The 19890-nt window shown below is 65.6% G+C and carries 20 protein-coding genes; 12 read left to right on the top strand and 8 right to left on the bottom strand.

Annotation, left to right across the window (positions count from 1 at the left end; genetic code table 11):
- Positions 1 to 374, top strand: a 374-nt coding sequence (locus QOC76_RS20375) for a class I adenylate-forming enzyme family protein (protein WP_526359727.1), incomplete at its 5' end; no start/stop codon positions are given.
- Here QOC76_RS20375 and QOC76_RS20370 read toward each other — a convergent pair.
- Both QOC76_RS20370 and QOC76_RS20365 read right to left on the bottom strand, forming a co-directional pair.
- Complete coding sequence (locus tag QOC76_RS20370; protein ID WP_526359725.1) at positions 375 to 677, bottom strand: hypothetical protein; 303 nt, start codon at positions 675 to 677, stop codon at positions 375 to 377.
- A gap of 11 nt (positions 678 to 688) precedes the next feature.
- Complete coding sequence (locus QOC76_RS20365) at positions 689 to 2188, bottom strand: class I adenylate-forming enzyme family protein (protein ID WP_526359723.1); 1500 nt, start codon at positions 2186 to 2188, stop codon at positions 689 to 691.
- A 145-nt stretch (positions 2189 to 2333) separates the two neighbouring features.
- Between QOC76_RS20365 and QOC76_RS20360 the strand changes: the two genes are divergently transcribed.
- From QOC76_RS20360 to QOC76_RS20315, 10 genes are all read left to right on the top strand, one after another.
- Positions 2334 to 3488: a thiolase family protein gene (locus QOC76_RS20360; protein ID WP_526359721.1), complete on the top strand. Its 1155-nt coding sequence runs from the start codon at positions 2334 to 2336 to the stop codon at positions 3486 to 3488.
- Positions 3489 to 3511: 23 nt separating this feature from the next.
- Complete coding sequence (locus QOC76_RS20355) at positions 3512 to 4732, top strand: cytochrome P450 (RefSeq protein ID WP_526359719.1); 1221 nt, start codon at positions 3512 to 3514, stop codon at positions 4730 to 4732.
- Between the two features lie 3 nt (positions 4733 to 4735).
- On the top strand, positions 4736 to 5569 hold the full coding sequence (locus tag QOC76_RS20350; RefSeq protein WP_526359717.1) for an alpha/beta fold hydrolase: 834 nt from the start codon (positions 4736 to 4738) through the stop codon (positions 5567 to 5569).
- Positions 5570 to 5654: 85 nt separating this feature from the next.
- Entirely contained in the window at positions 5655 to 7148 is a 1494-nt protein-coding gene (locus tag QOC76_RS20345; RefSeq protein WP_526359715.1) for a class I adenylate-forming enzyme family protein, read from the top strand.
- A gap of 77 nt (positions 7149 to 7225) precedes the next feature.
- Positions 7226 to 8374, top strand: coding sequence for an acyl-CoA dehydrogenase family protein (locus QOC76_RS20340; RefSeq protein ID WP_526359731.1), 1149 nt, complete (start codon positions 7226 to 7228; stop codon positions 8372 to 8374).
- Positions 8375 to 8501: 127 nt separating this feature from the next.
- Entirely contained in the window at positions 8502 to 9653 is a 1152-nt protein-coding gene (locus QOC76_RS20335; protein WP_526359713.1) for an amidohydrolase family protein, read from the top strand.
- 10 nt (positions 9654 to 9663) lie between these two features.
- On the top strand, positions 9664 to 9918 hold the full coding sequence (locus QOC76_RS20330) for a hypothetical protein (RefSeq protein ID WP_526359711.1): 255 nt from the start codon (positions 9664 to 9666) through the stop codon (positions 9916 to 9918).
- Between the two features lies 1 nt (position 9919).
- Positions 9920 to 11065 (top strand): acyl-CoA dehydrogenase family protein, encoded by a 1146-nt coding sequence (locus QOC76_RS20325; protein ID WP_526359709.1) that lies wholly within the window; start codon positions 9920 to 9922, stop codon positions 11063 to 11065.
- Positions 11066 to 11106: 41 nt separating this feature from the next.
- Positions 11107 to 12309, top strand: coding sequence for an acetyl-CoA hydrolase/transferase C-terminal domain-containing protein (locus tag QOC76_RS20320; protein ID WP_526359707.1), 1203 nt, complete (start codon positions 11107 to 11109; stop codon positions 12307 to 12309).
- 8 nt (positions 12310 to 12317) lie between these two features.
- Positions 12318 to 13229 carry an SDR family NAD(P)-dependent oxidoreductase gene (locus tag QOC76_RS20315; protein WP_526359705.1) on the top strand — a complete coding sequence of 304 codons (912 nt, stop codon included), beginning with the start codon at positions 12318 to 12320 and terminating at the stop codon, positions 13227 to 13229.
- Between the two features lie 40 nt (positions 13230 to 13269).
- Here the strand turns inward: QOC76_RS20315 and QOC76_RS20310 are convergent, their stop codons facing one another.
- The 6 genes from QOC76_RS20310 to QOC76_RS20285 form a co-directional block, all read right to left on the bottom strand.
- A complete protein-coding gene (locus tag QOC76_RS20310) occupies positions 13270 to 13560 on the bottom strand; it encodes a hypothetical protein (RefSeq protein WP_526359703.1) in 291 nt (96 codons plus the stop codon).
- A 79-nt stretch (positions 13561 to 13639) separates the two neighbouring features.
- Positions 13640 to 14062 (bottom strand): pyridoxamine 5'-phosphate oxidase family protein, encoded by a 423-nt coding sequence (locus QOC76_RS20305; protein WP_526359701.1) that lies wholly within the window; start codon positions 14060 to 14062, stop codon positions 13640 to 13642.
- 8 nt (positions 14063 to 14070) lie between these two features.
- Positions 14071 to 14892: a mycofactocin-coupled SDR family oxidoreductase gene (locus tag QOC76_RS20300; RefSeq protein WP_526359699.1), complete on the bottom strand. Its 822-nt coding sequence runs from the start codon at positions 14890 to 14892 to the stop codon at positions 14071 to 14073.
- A 13-nt stretch (positions 14893 to 14905) separates the two neighbouring features.
- A complete protein-coding gene (locus QOC76_RS20295; RefSeq protein WP_526359697.1) occupies positions 14906 to 15856 on the bottom strand; it encodes a VOC family protein in 951 nt (316 codons plus the stop codon).
- A complete protein-coding gene (locus tag QOC76_RS20290; protein ID WP_526359695.1) occupies positions 15856 to 17067 on the bottom strand; it encodes a CaiB/BaiF CoA transferase family protein in 1212 nt (403 codons plus the stop codon). Before QOC76_RS20290 ends, QOC76_RS20295 begins: the two co-directional genes overlap by 1 nt.
- Positions 17064 to 18566: an aldehyde dehydrogenase family protein gene (locus QOC76_RS20285; protein ID WP_526359693.1), complete on the bottom strand. Its 1503-nt coding sequence runs from the start codon at positions 18564 to 18566 to the stop codon at positions 17064 to 17066. Before QOC76_RS20285 ends, QOC76_RS20290 begins: the two co-directional genes overlap by 4 nt.
- 162 nt (positions 18567 to 18728) lie before the next feature.
- Between QOC76_RS20285 and QOC76_RS20280 the strand changes: the two genes are divergently transcribed.
- Positions 18729 to 19890, top strand: a 1162-nt coding sequence (locus QOC76_RS20280) for an acyl-CoA dehydrogenase family protein (RefSeq protein WP_526359729.1), incomplete at its 3' end; no start/stop codon positions are given.

The raw sequence follows: 19890 nt of genomic DNA, 5'->3' as shown, positions 1-19890 counted from the left end.
TCGGGCACTTCGATGCTGCCGGGCGCCTGTTCGTCGACGGTCGCGACGACGAGATGATCGTCTCGGGCGGCGAGAACATCTACCCGATCGAGGTGGAGAAGACGCTGGCTGCACATCCAGAGGTGTCCGAGGCGGCTGTGCTCGGCGTCGACGACGAAAAATACGGCCAGCGGCTGGCGGCATTCGTCGTGCTCTCCGAAGGTGCCTCCGCCACGCCGGAGACACTCAAGGAGCATGTGCGCGACAACCTGGCCAACTACAAAGTGCCGCGGACGATCGCAGTGCTCGACGATCTGCCCCGCAGCAGCACGGGCAAGATTGTCCGTCGCGAGCTACAGGCACTCGTCGAGACAGACGCCGACGCCAGTGGCTGATCAATCGCTGGCGGGCAGCGGCTTGGCTTCTTTCAGCGTCAACGCGGTCGACCCGATGCTCAACGTGCCGGCTCCCGCTTTGGTCACCAGCACCTCTGCGCCGCCCTCGTCGACGTAGCGTTTGCCCATCACCGCCCCGTCGGAGAAGTCGGGATCCAGGCCGGCATCCGAGGCGTTCTCGGCGTCCAGAGGCAACATCGGCTTGCCGCCACACCGCAGCTCGTCGAGGCTGTCGGCCGCCTTCACGACGATGACCTGGGCATCGCACACCTGGCTCTTGAGCCTCGTGCCGTTCTTGATCATGGTGCGTTCCTTTACTTTTCGGCTTTCGCATCGCGAAGGCTGTCGACGATCTCTCGCCGCAGCAGTTTGCCCGTCGCATTCGTCGGCAACTCGTCACGAAACACGACGCGGTCCGGGGTCCGCGATCCTCGCAGGAATTTCCGAGCGTACTCGCGCAGTTCCTCGGGAGTTGGATCGGCGCCCTGCGTGGGAACCACCACGGCGACGATCGCCTGACCCCACTGCGGATCCGCCACACCGACCACGGCCACCTCGTGCACATGCGGATGCTCGATGAGGACATCCTCGAGCTCGGCAGGCGCGATGTTCTCGCCACCGCGGATGATGGTGTCGTCGGAGCGCCCGGTGATGAACAGGTAGCCCGCCTCGTCGAGCGTCGCGATGTCCTTGGTGGGAAACCAGCCTTCGTCGTCCAGCACCGATCCGATGCCGGTGTATGTGCCGGAAACCTGCTCGCCACGCACGTAAAGCTCACCTGGCTCGCCCGGCGGCAGGACACCGCCGTTCTCGTCGCGGATCTGCACCTCGATCCCGGGCACCGGCCGCCCGACCGAGCCGAGGCGCTTGGCGACGGTCTCGTCGGGATTGCCGTGCGCCTCGCGGTGGTCGTCGGGGGTCAGCACTGCGATGGTCGAGCTGGTTTCGGTCAGGCCGTAGGCGTTCACGAACCCGACGTGCGGCAACAGGTCCAATGCCTTCCGCACCAACGGAAGCCCCACCTTCGACCCGCCGTAGGCCAGGTTGCGCAGCACGGGCAGTCCAATCGGCTCCCGCTCGAGCGCGGTGACGATGCGGTCGAGCATGGTCGGCACGACGGTCGCGGTGGTCACCTTTTCGTCTGCGACGAGGCGCACCCACTCGTGGGCCTCGAAATTGGCCAGGTACACCATTTTTCGGCCGGCATAGAGGTTCGATATCGCCGCGTTGACACCGGCGATGTGATACGGGGGCACGCAGATCAGTGCCGCGTCGCCGGTCTCGGCCGAACCGAAGTCGACTGTGCCGGTGATGTAGCTGGTCAGGTTCCCGTGCGTCAATTCGACCGCTTTAGGTTTCGACGTCGTGCCAGAAGTGAAGAGGACGATCGCCACGTCATCGGGATCAGCGAACTCCGCGGCCGGTTCTGCAGTGCGCGCCGCGGCCAGGAAATCGCCGGAATCCATCCCCCGCTTGCCGACGTCGCCCACCATGTCCCGGTAGCGAGCGTCGACGACGACCAGGGGATTCGGCAGCCGTCCGATCAACTCCTGGATGCCGTCGGGACTCAACCGATAGTTGATAGGTGTGTACGCCCGCCCTGCGCGCGCTGAGCCGAAGATCAGCAGCGGCGCCATGATTCCGCCCGAGCCGACATATGCGACATGCTCGACGCCCGACGCGGTGATCACCCCGGCTGCGCCGTCGGCCAGTTCGCTGAGCTCTCCGATGGTCAACCGACGGGCACCGTCCACCACGGCAACCCGGTCGGGGTCTTCGGACACGGCCATCTCCAGCAACAACGAAATGCTCAACGCCTCAGCCTTCACTCGCGAGTAGGCCGATTGTAGACTCCGGCCTGAGAATCAGGTATATAGTTATAGACTTACGGACGTCAAATCACCGCGCACCTGGCCGTGACCGGCTCCCTGATCGCGCACAGATGCCAGAAGGAGCGCAATGAGCAGCACGCCCGATATCGCGATCATCGGTGTCGGATTGCACCCGTTCGGGCGATACGAGGACCGGTCGGCGCTGGAAATGGGCGCCGTGGCGATCAGCAGGGCATTGCGCGATGCCGGGGTGAGCTTCTCCGACGTGGGCAGCGTCTATGCGGGCAGCCTGGAAGTGGCCAACCCGGAGGCGATCACCGGCCTGGTCGGCATGACGGGCGTGCCCGCGCGTGCCACGCTGAGCGGTTGCGCGACGGGCAACTCGCTGCTGACGTTGGCAGCGCGAGACGTCGCGCTCGGCGAGGCGGAGATCGCGGTCGGGGTCGGGCTGGACAAGCATCCGCGCGGCGCATTCGGTGCCGATCCGTCGGTGTCGGGCTTGCCGCGGTGGTACGGCGACCAGGGCATGTTCCTGACCACTCACTACTTCGGCACCAAGATCATGCGGTACATGCACGACCACGGCATCACCGACCAGACGCTCGCCCGTGTCGCCGCCAAGAACTTCGACAACGGCGCCAAGAACCCCAACGCCTGGCGCCGCAAGCCGATGAGCGAGGAGGCCGTCCTGGCTTCACCGGTCGTGAACGCGCCACTGCGGCAGTACATGTACTGCAATCCCAACGAGGGCGCCGCGGCGGTGGTGGTCTGCCGGGCCGATGCGGCAAAGAAGTACACCGACACCCCGATCTATCTGCGCTCGACCGCGCTGCGCAGCCGCCGCGAGGGCGCCTACGAACTGCTGCGCACCTCCATCGAGCTACCCATCGTTCCCGGCACCACCGCCGAGGCCGCCAAAGCCGCTTATGAGACCGCGGGCATTGGCCCGGAGGACATCGACGTCGCGCAGCTGCAGGACACCGACGCCGGCTCCGAAGTCATTCACATGGCCGAGACGATGTTGTGCAAGGACGGCGAACAGGAGGCGCTGCTCGCCGACGGCGCCACCCAGATCGGCGGCAGGCTGCCGATCAACACCGACGGCGGCCTGCTGGCCAACGGCGAGCCGGTCGGCGCCTCCGGACTGCGGCAGGTGTTCGAATTGGTCCACCAGCTACGCGGTACAGCAGGCGATCGGCAGGTACCCAACGATCCGCGGGTGGCGCTGGCGCAGCTGTACGGCGCGCCGGGTACCGCTGCGGTCGCGATCCTCTCCAGATAGCCCGACGAAAGGGAGTAGTGCCAATGACAGACACTCAGGCGGAAGCCCGGCGCCGCGCCGAGGTGGACCTCGACCACCATTCTCCCGAATTCCGTGAAGACCCGTACGGCAGATTCCGCGAAATGCGCGAATCAGGTTGTCCAGTAGCACATTCCAATCATTATGAGGGATTCTGGGCGCTGGCCGACTACGCATCGGTGTTCGAAGCCGCCCGCGACGACGATTTGTTCAACTCGTTCCCGTCCGTCGGCGTACCCGCCAGCGAGCTGCCGCTGCCGATCCTGCCCATCGAGTCGGACCCGCCGGAGACCCAGGAGCTGCGCGAGGTCACCCTCAAGCGGTTCTCGCCGGGCGCGGCGGAGCGATTCCGCGAATCCGCGATCGAAATGACCGACGAGGCCATCGACGACTTCATCGAGCGCGGCGAATGCGATCTCGTCGGCGAGTTGACCACGCCGCTGCCTGCCCGGTTGATCCTGCGGCTGCTGAAGTTCGATGAGTCGCGGCATATGGATTGGGTGAGCTGGGTGCACAGCACCGTGCACGATCGCGCCCACGACCCAGAGAAGGCCGGCATGGCCGGTATGGAGATGTTCGGCGAGATCGTCAAGCACATGGAGGAGCGACGGGCGGAGGGCCTCGGCGACGATCTGTTCAGCGACATCCTTCGCGGGACACTGAACGGCAAGCCACTCGACGACGGCCAGATCACCATGTACACCGTGCTCATGATGCTGGGCGGCATGGACACCACCAGCGGGTTCACCGGCAACGTGCTGCTGCAGTTGTGCCGGGATCCCGGACTGCGTCAACAGTTCATCGACGATCCAGGCCTGGTCAAGAAAGGCACCGACGAACTGCTACGGCTTTATACCCCCACCCTCGGCCTGGCCCGAACGGTCTCGCGAGACGCCGAATTCCACGGCCAGCCGTTGTGCAAGGGCGACAGGGCGATCCTGATGTGGGCGGCGGCCAACCGCGACCCGGCGATGTTCGACGACCCCGACAAACTGGATCTGTCCCGCCCGAATGCCAAGAAACAGATGGCGTTTGGGGTCGGGATGCACCGCTGCCTCGGGTCCCACTACGCCAAGATGATGTTCGACGTCATGGTGACGCAGGTTTTGAAGCGGTTGCCGGACTTCGAACTCGCGGGCGAGCCGAAAATGTTCGAGGATGCGGGCGAGGTGTACGCCGTGCGGGAGCTGCCGGTGAAGTTCACCCCGGGTCCGCGCAAAGGCTGACCGGTGGCCTCGGTCGCCGTCGGCGATGTCGAAATCGATTACACGGATGCGGGTTCGGGGCCGGTGGTGGTGTTCATCCACGGCGCGTACGTCACCGGACGGCTGTGGCAGGACGTGGTGGACCGGCTGTCCGACAGCCATCGCTGTATCGCCCCGACGCTGCCGTTCGGTGCTCAGACCGAACCGGTCGGTGCCCACGTCGATCTCAGCGTCGTCGCGTCGGGCACGTTGATCGTCGGCCTCCTCGAAGCACTCGATCTGTCCGACGTCACGCTGGTGGCCAACGACACCGGTGGCGGGATCGTGCTCGCCTCGCTGGGGAACCCGACTCTCGACTGGGACCGGGTGTCGAAGCTGGTTTTCACCAATTGCGATAGCTTCGAACACTTTCCGCCGAGCGCCTTCGCGCCGATCGTACGGTTGTGTGCGCTCAGCCAAGCGCTGGGCGCGATCGTGCTGAAGGGGCTGACCACGTCACCGGGCCTGAAGGTGTTCTCGTCGGCCGTGACCCGCCACGGCATCGACGCTGCGCGCCGCCCCGCGATCTTCGGCGGCTTCCTGACCTCGGCCCCTGTGCGCCGCGAGGCCGCGAGGTTCACCGCCGACCTGAAGCCCAGTCACACCATGGCGGCGGTGGAGGCGTTGAAGCGTTGGGACAAGCCGGTGCTGATGGCGTGGGGTACCGACGACAAGATGTTTCCGCCGGCTCACGCCCACCGCCTCGCCGAGACGTTCCCCAACGCCGTCGTGCGCACCATCGAGGACAGCTCGACCTACGTGATGCTGGACCGTCCGGAGGAGTCAGCCGAGGTGATCGGCGCCTTTGTGAAGGGGTGACGGGCTATTCGCTGAAAAGTTGGAGTAGCCGACGCGGAATTGGTTAAATGTTTATAGCTTAGGATCCGACGGAGGAGGTCGTGCCGTGACGGCTGACACCGTCGAGGGGCTGGTCGACGAGTCCGCAGCGGACCGGCCGGATCGACCGCTGTTGCGCGACTGCGGCGGCACGACGCTGACCGTGGCCCAAGCCGCCGCGCTGTCCGCCGCGGGCACTCGGTGGCTATGGAAAGCCGGCGTACGGCCGGGGACGACCGTCGCGTGGCAGCTGCCGTCTCACAGCTCGGCAGCGCTGCTGATGCTCGCACTGGCCCGCAGCGCCGTGACCCAGGCGCCTGTCCTTCACATCTACCGACAGCGAGAAGTCTGCGCGGCGCTCGAGGTCGCTGACGCCGATATCCTCATCGTCGACGAATCGACGGCCGTAAACGTGCCACCTGGGGTGCGCGCCATCACGCTGCCGGACGATTTCGTCGAGCAGCTGCGGACCATTCCTGCGAGTGTGCAACCCGAATTGGACCGACACCCCTCGGCGCACGACGCGCGGTGGATCTACTTCACCTCGGGCACCACCGGCCGCCCGAAGGGTGTGCGGCACTCGGATGCGACGCTGCTGGCCGCCAGTCGCGGATACGCGGAGTACCTGGGCCTGGGTCAGCACTCCGACGAGGTTGGCACGATCGCCTTTCCCATTGCGCACATCGGCGGGATGGTCTATCTGGCCAGCGCGCTGGCCGCCGATTTCCCGGTGTTGATGGTGCCCAAGGTCGACGCCGACACCCTCCCGCGGCTGCTGGCCGAGCACGGCGTGACGGTCACCGGCGCGAGTACCGCCTTCTATCAGATGCTTCTCTCGGCACAGTCGGCGAGCGGCAGCCGCGAGCCGCTCATTCCCTCGCTTCGCATGCTGATCGGCGGGGGCGCAGCATGCCCGCCGGAGCTGCACAAGCAGGTGCGCGAGCGGATGGGCGTCCCGATCGTGCACGCCTACGGCATGACGGAGGCGGCGATGGTGTGCGTCAGTCCGGCCACCGATACGGAAGAACAACAGAGCAACAGTTCCGGTCGCCCGATTCCGGGATCCGAGGTCCGCGTCAGCGCGATAGGAGAGATCGAGTTGCGCGGCGCCAATCTGACCCCGGGCTACGTCGACGCCGACCAATGGGCGCTGGCGACGACCCCCGACGGTTGGTTCCGCACCGGGGACCGCGGGTGCCTGCGGCCGGACGGGCGCATCGTGATCACCGGCCGGGTCAAGGATCTGATCATCCGCAAGGGCGAGAACATCGCCCCCGATGAGGTGGAGAACGAGCTGCTGGCGCATCCGCTCGTCGACGAAGTCGCGGTGCTGGGGCGGCCAGATGAGCTGCGCGGGGAGATGGTGTGCGCGGTCGTGCGGCGGTCCGCACGACATCGCGACGTCACGCTCCACGAACTGTGCGCTTTTCTCGACGAGCGCGGCCTGATGAAACAGAAATGGCCGGAGCGACTGCACTTTGTCGACGAGTTCCCGCTGACCGGCCTCGGCAAGGTTGCGAAAGCCGAATTGGCGCAACTCATTTCGGGAGGAAGCCAATGACGGCGGACGCGAGGAGCAGAAAGAATACTGCGGACGCGAGGAGCAGAAAGAATACGGCGGACGCGAGGAGCACAACGATTACGGTGTTGTCCGTCGACGAACGCGACGAGCTTGCGCGCTCTGTGCGTGCCGCGTGCGAGAAGTTCGCGTCGCAAGAGCGCGTCCGTGCGGTGGCCTATGACGATCCGGAGGACGCGCGGGGCGGCTTCGATGGCGCGCTGTGGGAGGTGCTCTGCAGCCAGGTGGGGGTGGCCGCCATCGGCCTGCCGGAGCACCTTGGCGGAGCAGGCTACGGCGCATCCGCGTTGGGAGTGGTCGCCCACGAACTGGGCCGTGTCCTGGCGCCGGTGCCGTTCGTGGCGTCGACGGTGCTCGCCACCGGCCTCCTGCTGGACCTGCAGGGTCTCGACGGTGGTGCGGAGCAGCGCTTCTCCGGGCTGCTCGAAGGTCGACGCACCGCCGCGGCCGCGATCACCGGCGACGGCGGGCTGTGGCGTCGCACCGCGGTGACCCTGACTGCCACCGAGGGCCACGACTCCTGGACCGTCGACGGCGTTGTCCGCCATGTGCTCAACGGCACGACCGCCGACGATCTGGTCGTGGTGGCGACGACCAACGGCGAACTGGCCTTGTTCCTGATCGACCCGGCCACAGACGGCGTTGCCGTCGATGCGGAGCGCGTTCTGGACGGCACGCGGCCGATGGCGACCCTCGCCTTCACCGGCGCGCCCGCGCTGAAGCTGAGCAGCGACGGCCCCGTCGACGACATCATCGAGCGCAACGTCGACCTGGCGCTGGCGGTGCTGTCGGCCGAGCAGGTCGGCGCGTGTGAGCGGGTGTTGGAGATTGCCACCGAATACGCCCGCACCCGTGTGCAATTCGACCGCGCGATAGGCAGCTTCCAGGCCGTCAAGCACAGGTGCGCCGACATGCTGGTCAATCTGGAGTGGGCACGATCGGCGTCGGCGGCGGCGTTGGAGTCTGTGGACGCTGACGCGAAAGAGATGGCAGGCGAATCCGACTGGCGCGCCAGCATGGCCAAAGCGGTGTGCTCGGAAGCGTTGCGCGACGCGGCGCACGCCAATGTGCAGATCCATGGCGGCATCGGTTTCACATGGGAAGACTCCGCGCATCTTTATCTCCGCCGGGCCCGCACCGACGAAGTGTTGTTCGGCGGCCCTGGACAGCACTGGGACCGGCTCGCCATCCGGAGAAAGCTGCTGTGACCAGCATGTTCCGCCGTCCTGGACACCCGCTTGCTGGCATATGGGCCGGTGACTAGAATCACTTCTAAATAACTAAATGTTTTTATGTTTTACTCGATGATGACCGCAGCCATATGAGGAGGCACCTGTGCCGTTGCAGCCGTACATGGAATTGATTTCCGTTGACGATCATCTGATCGAACACCCCAAGGTGTGGAGCGACCGGCTCCCCAAGAAGTACCTGGAGGCCGGGCCGAAGATCATCGAGTGGGAGCGTCCGGACACCGGTCAGATGTGTCAGGTCTGGGACTACGAGGGCCGCATCTACCCGTACATCGGTCTGAATGCGGTGGCGGGCAAGAAACCCGAGGAGTACGGAATCGAGCCGGTCCGTTACGACGACATGATCCCGGGCTGCTACGACCCGAAGGCCCGCGTCGCCGACATGGACATCGACGGTGTGCAGGCGATGACATGTTTCCCATCGTTCCCCCGTTTCGCCGGTGCGGTCTTCGCGGAGGGCGAGGACAAGGAACTGGCCAAACTGTGTTCGGCGGCGTGGAACGACTTCCATCTCGACGAGTGGGCGGCTACCGCACCGGACCGCTTCATCCCCGTTGCGATGCTGCCGTTCTGGGATCTGGATGCCAGCGTCAAGGAGATTCACCGGGTCGCCGCCAAGGGCGCCAAATGCGTCACCTTCCCCGACCTGCCGGACAAGCTGGGGCTGCCGTCGGTGCACTCCGATCACTGGGATCCGCTGCTGTCGGCGATGGAGGAGACGGGACTCGTTCTGGCCCAACATTTCGGCTCCGGCGGATTCCCACCGCCGATCGCCCCGGACGCCCCGTTCGCGGTGTTCGTCACGCTGATGGGCACGATGTCGATGACCGCGCTTACCGACTGGTTGTTCTCGCACACGCTCTACCGACATCCCGACCTCAAGATCGGGTTGTCCGAGGGCGGCATCGGCTGGATCCCCTACATCCTCGAACGGGCCGACAGCGTGTGGCGCAAGCACCGGTTCTACAACAACGTCAATCAGGACCACGAGCCGTCATATCTGTGGAAGAAGCACTTCCACGGCTGTTTCATCGAAGACGACTTCGGCGTGGGCGTGCGGCACGCGGTGGGCGTGGACCGGATCACCTGGGAATGCGACTATCCGCATTCCGACTCGTTCTGGCCGAACAGCCGCGACCGTGCCGCGGAAGCGTTGAAGGATGTGCCCGATGACGAGGTGCATCAAATGGTCGAGCTGAACGCCCGCGGGTTCTACAACTTCCCGCGAGCGGCGTAACGGTGGGCAGGTGACGGGGCGAGAAGACCCAGAGGCTATGGACAGGATCGAGCAGCTTCCGGTTTCGGACTGGACGGACCAGGATTTGTTGACCAAGGACGAGGCGCGAGAGCGTCTCGTCGACGAAATCGGTCGCACCCGGGCCCGACTGGACCAGTTGACGGCGGCGAACGCCGACGATCCGGAGATCATGCTGCTGGAGCGGCGGCTCAACGCGATGGAGTCCGTGCGCGACGAGTACACCGACTACCGCGACGGGAAGTGATGTGTCGGTAGCCGCCGAGGGCGCCGAAGACACCGCCGCACTTCGGTCGCAGATCCGCGCGTTCCTGGAGAACGCGCCCAGACCGGCGGATCTGCGTAACTACGGGCCGACGCCGACGTCCGCCGACGTCGAGCCCGGCCGGGCCTGGCACAGATACCTCGCGGAACACGGGTACGTCTGCCTGCACTGGCCCGCGGAGTACGGCGGTGCCGACGCGTCGGTCGCCTACCAGGCGATCTTCGCCGAAGAGTGCGCACGCGCCGGCGTCCCGCGCCAGCTCGGCATCACCGGCGTCGATCTGGTCGGTCCCGTCCTGATCAAATTCGGCACCGACGAGCAGAAGTCGCGATACCTGGAACCCATTCGGCTCGGGGACGACATCTGGACGCAGTTGTTCTCCGAACCGGGCGCCGGCTCCGACCTCGCGGGCGTCCGCACCAAGGCAGAACGAACGCCGACCGGCTGGCGGATCAACGGGCAGAAAGTCTGGAGTTCCGCGGCGAACTCCGCCGACTACGGTTTGCTGCTCGCCCGTACGGGGCCCGACAAACACCGCGGCCTGTCGATGTTCGTCATTCCGATGGACACGCCGGGTGTCAGCGTGCGGCCGCTGACGCAGATGGACGGCGAGAGCAAGTTCAACGAGGTTTTCTTCGATGACGCCGAGTTGGGCGACGACGCACTGATCGGCGAAGTCGATCAGGGTTGGGCCGTCGCGATCATGACGCTGGGACGCGAGAGGCTGACGCTCGGTTCGCAGGCGGTCGGGATGTTCCGGCTTCACGAACGGATGGTCGACGCGGCCCGTGATCACGATCTGCTGGATCCGGTACTGGCGCGGTCGATGACCAAGCTGTGGGCGCGGATGTGGCTGCTGCGGTTCACCTGGCAACGTGCCATCGACGCCGGCGACACGTCGTCGTCGGCATTTTCCGTGCTCAAGTTGATGACCTCGGAGACCGACCGCGATCTGGGCGATCTTGCCACCGAGGTGCTGGGCACGGATGCGTGTGCCGATCCCGCGGACAACGAACTCGTCCAACACATGCTCGTCGGTCGCGCCCAGACCATTCTCGGCGGCACCAGCGAGATTCAGCGCAACATTCTGGGTGAACGGGTGCTGGGACTCCCCAAAGAGCCACGGTGAGCGCTCGACCGTCTCGCCCAAACCAACGTTTGGGCGCAAAAGTGCGAGTAGCGAGCGCCAGAACGTCGATCTCGACGCAGCTCGCCGCGGCGCTGCAGGCACGAGTGCGCCCAGGCGGCACCATCGCCATCGGAGACGGCGTCGGCGCATTGCGCTGCCTCGATGACGGCACGTCGGTGGGGGCGGTCATCTCGGCGCTCGCCCGCGATGTCGGCTCGGTGCGGCTGATGCTGGGGTGGTTACCGACGTCGCTCGACGGTATCGAAGCCGACGCCTTCGCCGAGACCGTCGCGTTGATGCCGGGTTGGGGTGTGCGGACCGTATTGGCGAGCCCGACAGCGCGATTCGTACCGACCCGACTCAGCGCAATACCTTCACTGCTGACCGGAGTGCTGCGCCCCGACGTGCTCGTGACCCGAGTCGTCGAACGCGCCGGGCGTTTGCATTTCGGCACTGAGGTTTCGTGGCAACGGGGACTCGTGGATGCCGGCGTGCCGGTGCTCGCCGTCGTCGATGACACCTCGCCGTGCGCCGACGCGGGTCCGCCGCTGGATTCGGCGGCCGTGCACGTGTGCGGCCGCAGCAGCGACGGACCGGCATGCATGCCGCAGAAGGACCCCGAACCAATCCACGACACTCTCGCCGACGCGGTACTGAGTTTCGTGCCCGAGCGCTCCCGGCTGCAGTACGGACCCGGCCAACTGGGAACCGCACTGCTACGGCGTGCCGCGGTGCCGCTGCGCATCGACACCGGCATGCTCACCGACGCGGTGGTCGACCTTGACAAGCGCGGAATGCTGATCGACATGCCTTCGGCCACTTACCTGTTCGGATCGGAAGTGCTCTACGACTGGGCAGACGGCAAACCGATCCTGCGCGGCATCGATTACACGCACGACCTTTCGCGACTGTCGAGGGGCGAGCCGTTCGTCGCAGTCAACACTGCCATCGAAATCGACCCGTTCGGCCAGGTCAACGTCGAGGGCCGCGGAGAGAAGGTGGTCGGGGGCATCGGTGGACATCCCGACTACTGCGCGGCAGGCCGAATGAGCCACGGCGGCCTTTCGATCATCGCGGTCCCGACGACGGTCAACGGGCGCTCGCCTCTGGTCGATCAGTTGAGTCGCCCGGTGTCCACCCCAGCCCATGATGTCGACCTGATCGTCACCGAATCCGGGCATGCGGACCTGCGCGGGGCGGATTGGCCGCAGCGACGTCGGCTCATCGCCACGCTGTTTCAGTAAGGAGTGCAATGACTGGACCACTTTCCGGACGTGTCGTCCTGGTCACCGGCGGCGGACGCGGCATCGGGCGGGGACACTGCCTGGCGTTGTCCGCTCAAGGTGCCTCGGTCGTGGTCAACGATCCGGGTGTGAGTCGCGACGGCACTGCCGGCGACGGGGCGGGCCCCGCAGCCGACGTGGTCGCCGAGATCGAGGCGGCGGGTGGGAAGGCTTTGTCGCACACAGGATCCGTCTCGTCCTGGGACGACGTCGCCGACATGATCGGGACGGCGGTCGAGGCGTTCGGGACGCTCACCGGAGTGGTCAACAACGCAGGCATCGTCCGCGACGCGATGGTGGCTACGTCAACCGAGGACGACTGGGACGCGGTGATCGCGGTTCACCTCAAGGGCACGTTCGCCGTCACCAAACACGCCTGCGAGTACTGGCGTGCACAAGCCAAGGCCGGCAATCAGATCGATGCGCGCATCGTGAACACCGTGTCGGGCGCGGGGCTGTGGGGCAATGTCGGCCAGAGCGCCTACGGTGCCGCCAAGGCGGCCATCGCCAACCTGACCGTCGTGACCGCGATGGAAGCAGGCCGCTACGGGGTTACGGTGAACGCGATTTCGCCGCTGGCCGTCACCCGCATCAGTGAGGACTTCTTCAGTGGCGGGAAGGCGGACGACCCCGCCCTTGATCCGGCGCGCAGTTCGGACGTCGTGGCCTGGCTGCAGTCGTCGGCGTCATCGTGGCTGACCGGCCAGATCCTGCGCGTCAACGGGGCCACGCTGAGTCGCATCGAGGGCTTCACCGAAGCGCCAGCTCGCTACGACGCCAAAGACGGTGCCTCGCTGCAGTTCTCCGAGATCGGCCAGGCGGTCAGCTGGCTGTACGGCACCTCACCGCGCGGCCTCGCGGGGCCCCTGCCGAAGAAGTGACCCCTCCCGCGAGCAGACGCAAAATCGCACTTTCAGTGCCCTATTCGTGCGAGTTTGCGTCTGCTCGCGCGAAAGAGAAGGTCACCGTGCGCGCGACCGCGACCGCGACGATCGGACGCGACGCCTCCGTCTGTCGAGCAGACGTGATCGAACCTTGTGTGATGATCCCACGTATCGCCTCGTAAGAAGGAAAACGGTCGGCGACGACACATGCAGCCGTGCCCGGGACGAGCGGCGCGTCGAGGCCATCGATCTCGATCTTCAGCGTGTTGCCCTCCTGGCCAAGAACCGCTGCGGGCAAGGCCACCAGCCGACCGGCGGAGTCGGTCACACAGATCGCCCCCGTCGGTCGCTGTTCGAGAAACGAGGCCAGTTCGTCCGCCGACATGGCAACCGGGCCGCGTCTGCGCTCACGTGACATGCGCACACACCTCTTCGATCACCAATCGGATGAAGCAGCGCTTGCCACTGATCAGCCGATCGCGCACCTTGGCGACCACAGCGTGGGGCACGCGCCCGTCAGGCGTTCCGGCACCGATCATTTCATCGATCTCATCGACGGCGGGGAGATAGACCTCGGCGCTACCGCGCAGCGACACCCACGGCTGATCCATGACGTCCTGCCCGCTCAGCACGATGCAGACAGCTGCAGGATCTGCACGCAGGTGCTTCACTTTCGGGCTGTTGGTATACGTCGAGAAGTACAGGCTCGTGAGATCGCATCCGACGGATTGCATCGCGTAGCCGATCGGCCGCCCCGACTCGTCGCGGCAGAAGAGGAAGGCCCGGCGGTTGTGGTGGAGGAATTCGATCAGCCCTGCTGCTTGTGTCATTGCGCCCGCTACAACGCGGTGTATCCGGCATCGACCGGCAGCGTCGCGCCGGTCACGTAACGCGCCTTGTCGCTCGCTAGCCATACCACCACATTCGTGACGTCCTGAGCCTCGATGAACGGGACGGGCAGCAGATTGGTGGCGAGTTTCGGCGCCGACGGATTCTCCTGGAAGACCCGGCCCATGTGTTCGTTGAGCACCATGGGAGTCGCCACCCCGGTGGGATGCACCGTGTTGACCCGGATGTTGTGCTCCGCGTAGGCGTATGCCGCCGACCGCATCAGGCCGACAACGCCGTGTTTGGACGAGGCGTAGCCGAATGCCGCCGCCGAACCATCACCACCGCGGCCCACCAATCCCTGTGTCGAACTGGTCAAGATGATCGATCCACCACGTCCTTTACGGATGATCGAAGGCACCGCGGCCACGATCGTGTTCCACGTGCCGAACAAATTGGTTTCGACGATGTCCCGATACACCTGTTCGTCGAACGGGTCGGTCCGGCCGGTTGCGACCACACCGGCATTGGCCACGACGATGTCGATGTCCCCGAGTTCGGCGATCCCCGCCTGCACGCACGCCTGCAGCTCACCGAGGTGGCGTACATCGGTGACATAGGTTGCAGCCCGACGGCCGGTGTCCCGAATCAGCTGAGCGGTCTCGTCGAGATCTTCTTTGGTTCCCAACGCGTAAGGAATCGATTCGATGTCTGCGGCGATATCGACCGCGATGATGTCAGCACCTTCGTCGGCCAGCGCTACGGCGTGGCTACGTCCCTGGCCTCGCGCCGCGCCGGTGACCAGCGCCACCTTGCCTGATAACTGTTGCATCCGGGTCCGCCTGCTAGCCGGTGAAGTGTGCGAGCGGGCGTTCGACGAACTCGAAAACCACGCCGTCAGGTGAACGCACGAACGCAATGTAGAGGCCATCGATCTTCGTGCCCGGCAGCGGACACCAGACCGGATCTCCCATCACCTCAACGGAATCCGGTACGGCGGCGAGCGCTTGCTCAGCGCTGTCGACCCGCATCGCACATCGGTACAGCCCCTGATGATTGCCGCCCCACGGCACCGGATCCTGGCTTCGAGTCTCCGGATGCTGCACGACGACGAGGCTGAACTGGTGGGCGTCCTCCGGTACGGCGTAGCGCGACACCACACATTCCACCGCATCGGACGATCCACCCGGGGCCAGTTGGTCACCGGCGAGGTTCATCAGGGTCGGCGCTTCCACCTCGGCGAATCCGATCGCGGTCAGGAACTCTCCGGTGGCCACCGCATTGATCGCCGAAATGCGTATGCCGCCGAACAGCGCGCCGTCGGAGGCTTTGACATCGGGCGCACTCTCGGCGAGTTCGATCACCGCGCCGTCGGGGTCGGACGCCAGCACCGATTTCGTGCCGGAGATCAGACCGTCGATGGGATCGCCGACGGTGACACCCGCTTCGCGCAGCTTGCTTACCGTGTCTTCCAGGTCCCCTACGGTCATCAATGTCGATCTGATGCCGGGGCGTGCCGGATCACTGCTGGGGTCGCGCTTCAGCGTCGGGCTGCGATACTCGATCGCCTCCAGCGCGCAGCCGCCCCGGCCACCGCGGGAATCGTAGAGAAACGATGTAGCGCAGAAGGTTTCACCGTCAAGCCCGAGAATGGAGCCGTCTGTAGCCACCTCGGGGTCCGTTCGCATCCGCGCGGAGAGCCCGAGTTTGTCCACGTACAGTCCCTCGGTCGCATCGAGCGAGTCGCAGTTCAGATTGACGTGCAGGAACCGCCGGGCCAGCTGCTCCAAAACCACTACAGCACAACCGACTTGATTTTGAAGTCGATGATCTCGTCCTCGTTGTAACCCAGTTCGGCCAGCAGCGCGTCGGTGTGTTCGCCATGCCCGGGAGCGCAGGTCAGGTCCAGCGGTGTCTCGTCGAACTGCACGGGGCTGGCGGCAAGCGCGAACTCGTTGTTGTCGGCATTCGTCACCCGAGGCAGATAGCCGTTCTTGATCACCTGGGGATCGGCGTGCAACTCGTGAGCGGTCCGCATGACGTCCCAAACCCCGTCGAATCCGGCGAATGCCTTCTCCCAGTGCGAGAGATCCTCTGCGGCAAAAGCTTTCCGCAGCTCGGCAATGCAATCCTTGCGGTTCTCGAACCGCACCGCCGCGTTGGCGAACCGCTCGTCGTCGTTGAGGTCGGGCCGTCCCACGCGCGTGCAGAAGTCGGCCCAGAACCGGTCGGCCTGCAGCAGCACGAATGCGATGAACCGGCTGTCGCGAGTCTTATAGATGCTGGCCGCGGGGTTGGGCATCTCGTCGAGGTTGAACTTCGGGATGTCCTGGCCCGTGACACCCGAGCCGACGATGTCGGGGCCCAACTGCCAGATGGCCGCGTTGAGCAGGGAGACGTCCACCACCGACGGCTCGCCGGTGCGCTCCCGCTTCACCAGTGCCGCGGCGATTCCGCCTGCGATGGCCAGCCCGCCGTAGGAGTCGCCGAAGGCCGGCCGCTGGATCGGCGGATACGAGCCGTCGCCTGCGGCATACCCTTCGCCGATGCCGCCGCGCGCCCAGTACGCCGCGAGGTCGAAACCACCTTGAGATGCCAGGTCGCCCTTGGTGCCATAGCCGTGCCCCCTGGCGTAGATGATCTTCGGGTTGCGCGCCCGGACCTGCTCGACGTCAATGCCCATCCGCTGACGGGAATCCGGCAGCAGGTTGGTGACGAACACGTCGGCGGTCTCGATCAGCTTCATCAAGAGCTCGAGTCCTTCGGGAGTGGACGTGTCGAGTCCGATGCTGCGCTTGCCGCGGTTGGGTTGCTCGATGAAGTGGTTGACTCCCCCTGCGCCCGTGACGAGTCCGGAACTGATGAGCCCGCGCTGCGGATCACCCGTTTCGGGGTGCTCGACCTTGATCACGTCGGCGCCCCAGTCGGCCAGCACGGCCCCCGCCGCCGGGACGAACGTCCACGCCGCGAGTTCGACAACGCGGATACCGCTCAGGATGTCGCTCACACCGACTCCAGGGGGTAGGCAATGACCTTGGTCTGCAGGTGCTGTTCGAAGCCCTCGATTCCGTTCTGCCTGCCGAGCCCGCTCATCTTGTAGCCGCCGAAGGGTGCGTCGGCGCCGTAGAAGATGCCGCTGTTGATGCACACCGACCCGGTACGGATGCGGCGCGCCACGGCCATCGCGCGCTCGTTGGAACCCAGGATGGTGCCCGCCAATCCGTAGATCGAGTTGTTGGCCATCTCGACCGCACCGTCGTCACCGCCGTCGTAGGGCGTGATCGTGATGACGGGACCGAAGATCTCCTCCTGGAAGACGCGATGGTCGGGTGCGACGTCGGCCAGGACCGTTGGCGCAACGAAGTACCCGCGGTCGAGTCCCTCGGGCTTTCCACCGCCAACCGTCACACGGGCGCCCTGTTCCTTGGCCACCTCTATGTAGCCCAGCACCCGGTCGCGCTGCTTGGCCGAGACGAGTGGGCCGCAGAAGTTGGCGGGGTCGGTCGGATCGCCGACGGCTACCGACGCGAAGGTGGCCGTAGCCAGCTCAACCGCCTCGTCATACCGATCGCGCGGCACCAACATTCGCGTGGTGAGCGCGCAGCCCTGACCCGAATGCATCAGTGCGCCGATGCACCCGGGGACGGTCGTGGCAAGGTCGGCGTCCTCGAGTAGCAGGTATACAGACTTGCCGCCCAACTCCATCAGGTTGCGCTTCATGGTCGCGGCCGACAGTCGGCCGATCAGTTCACCTACCGCGGTCGAGCCGGTGAAGGAGATCATGTCCACCCGCGGATCGGTGACCAGCCGCTGGGCCACGTCGTTGTCGGACGCGGTGACGATGTTGACGACACCCGCTGGAATGTCGGTCTTCTCGGCGATGATGCGACCCCAGCGCAGCGCGCTCCACGGCGTCTCGATGGCCGGCTTGAGCACCATTGTGTTGCCGGTGGCCAGGACCTGGCCCACCTTGTTGGAGATGATCTCGACCGGGAAATTCCATGGCGTGATCGCGCCGACGACGCCCATCGGCTCCTTGACCACCACGCGGTTGTAGGGCTCGCCCATCTTGGCGTCCACGTCGAGCATCCGCTCCCAGGCGAAGTCCGAGATGTGCTGTGCAGGCCAGCGAACCGCATCGGCCAGCGGCCAGTCCAGCTGTGCGATGTAGGTCATGCCCAGCGGGGCGCCTGCCTCGGCAACCAGCTCCGCGCGTGCGTCCTCTTTCTCCTCCTGCAGCGCCTCGTGCAACTGCATGAGGCAGCGCTGACGGAACTCGTGGTTCGTCGACCAGTCGGTGGTGTCGAAGGCGCGCCGCGCGGCGGCGATGGCCTCGTCGATGTCCTCGGCATCCGCATCGGCGGTCACCCCGAGCACTTCCTCGGTGGCCGGGTTGATGTTGTCGGCGGTCTTACCGGTCGACGCTTCGCGTAGTTCTCCGTCGATATAGAGCCGGCTTTCCGGGTTGAACTGGACCGTTGTTGCTGCGACCGGTGATGCCGTCATTGGCGCTCCCTATGGCGAAGTTGAAGTCGTGCGTTAGTGTACCCGTTATAGATAATTGTTTAGCGGATTCATCCCCCCGGGGCAGGGTCCAGGAGTAGCGAAGAGGTAGCGGTGTCGTTCCCTGTCAACAACGGCGTCAGCGACGGCCGCCGAGACGCCTACCTGTCGCAGGTCGCAGAGTACCGCCAGGATCTCCGGGAGTACCTGCGCACGCTGGACTGCGCGGAGCAGTGGCGATCGGCTGCGAGTATGACAGCCGAGCAGGGCCTCGAGCATGACGCCTCTGTGATGGCACGGCTGCATGCGGACGGCTGGAATCGGTACGGGTGGCCCGAGGCGGCAGGCGGCTTCGGCGGCAATGAGGTGCACAGGGCCGTCTACTTCGAGGAACTCGGCCACGCCATGCTGCCCATCCCAGCCCAGGCGTGGACGCTGGAAGTGATGGGCCCGGCTGTGCTCGAATTCGCACCGCAGCTGGCTGCGGAGTACCTACCCGGCTACCTCGATGGCTCGGAATGGTGGGGGCAGGGCTTCTCGGAGCCCGAGTCCGGCAGCGACCTCGCGTCCCTACGGACGCGAGCGGCCGACGACGGTGCCGGCGGCTTCGTCGTCAACGGTCAGAAGATCTGGACCAGCCAGGGCGGGACGGCCAAACGAGTCTGTGTGCTCGTGCGTACCGGGTCGCCGGAAAGCCGCCACCGGGGTTTGACCATGTTGTTGATCGACACCGATACCCCCGGCCTGACCATCCGGCCGATCGCATTGGCCAGCGGCCGACGCGAGCTTGCCGAGATGTATTTCGACGACGTACGCGTGCCCCGCGAGCGGCTGGTCGGCGACGTCGACAAAGGTTGGGCCGTGACGATGTTCCTGATGCAGTACGAGCGGGGAATGTACGGCTATGCCGTCTTGAACAAGGTGCTCACCGAGTTGGGACGGCTCAGGGAGTACATGGTCACCAGCAACGCAACTGCCTCGCAGCGTGAGCGGTTCGCCCGCGTCTACGTCGACGTGATAGCCGCCCAAGCCCGTGCCGCGACGACGGTGCGCAAACTCGCGGCCTGCGAACCTGTGGGTCCCGAAAGCAGCATAGACAAACTGTTGTGCAGCAGAGCCGAGAGAGAGGTCAACGACCTCATCCTGGACGTCGCACGAGATTATCTGCTGGCGGGCAGCCCACCGGGCGTCAATCGAGAAGCCGAACTGGACACGGCACGTGCGGAGTGGTGGTACTCACGCGCCGCGACCATCATGGGCGGCACAGCAGAAGTGCAGCGCGGAATCGTCGCCGACCACATCCTCGGGCTTCCGAAGGAGAGGCGCG

Origin of the sequence: Mycobacterium sp., from assembly GCF_032159565.1 — a bacterium.
In the GTDB taxonomy this organism is placed as follows: Bacteria; Actinomycetota; Actinomycetes; order Mycobacteriales; family Mycobacteriaceae; genus Mycobacterium.
This window is presented reverse-complemented; position numbering and strand designations above follow the sequence as displayed.

Excerpts from the sequence above, each read along its gene's own strand:
- QOC76_RS20370 (WP_526359725.1), bottom strand. The coding sequence starts at position 677 with ATGATCAAGAACGGCACGAGGCTCAAGAGCCAGGTGTGCGATGCCCAG.
- QOC76_RS20360 (WP_526359721.1), top strand. The coding sequence starts at position 2,334 with ATGAGCAGCACGCCCGATATCGCGATCATCGGTGTCGGATTGCACCCG.
- QOC76_RS20355 (WP_526359719.1), top strand. The coding sequence starts at position 3,512 with ATGACAGACACTCAGGCGGAAGCCCGGCGCCGCGCCGAGGTGGACCTC.
- QOC76_RS20315 (WP_526359705.1), top strand. The coding sequence starts at position 12,318 with ATGACTGGACCACTTTCCGGACGTGTCGTCCTGGTCACCGGCGGCGGA.
- QOC76_RS20305 (WP_526359701.1), bottom strand. The coding sequence starts at position 14,062 with ATGACACAAGCAGCAGGGCTGATCGAATTCCTCCACCACAACCGCCGG.
- QOC76_RS20300 (WP_526359699.1), bottom strand. The coding sequence starts at position 14,892 with ATGCAACAGTTATCAGGCAAGGTGGCGCTGGTCACCGGCGCGGCGCGA.
- QOC76_RS20285 (WP_526359693.1), bottom strand. The coding sequence starts at position 18,566 with ATGACGGCATCACCGGTCGCAGCAACAACGGTCCAGTTCAACCCGGAA.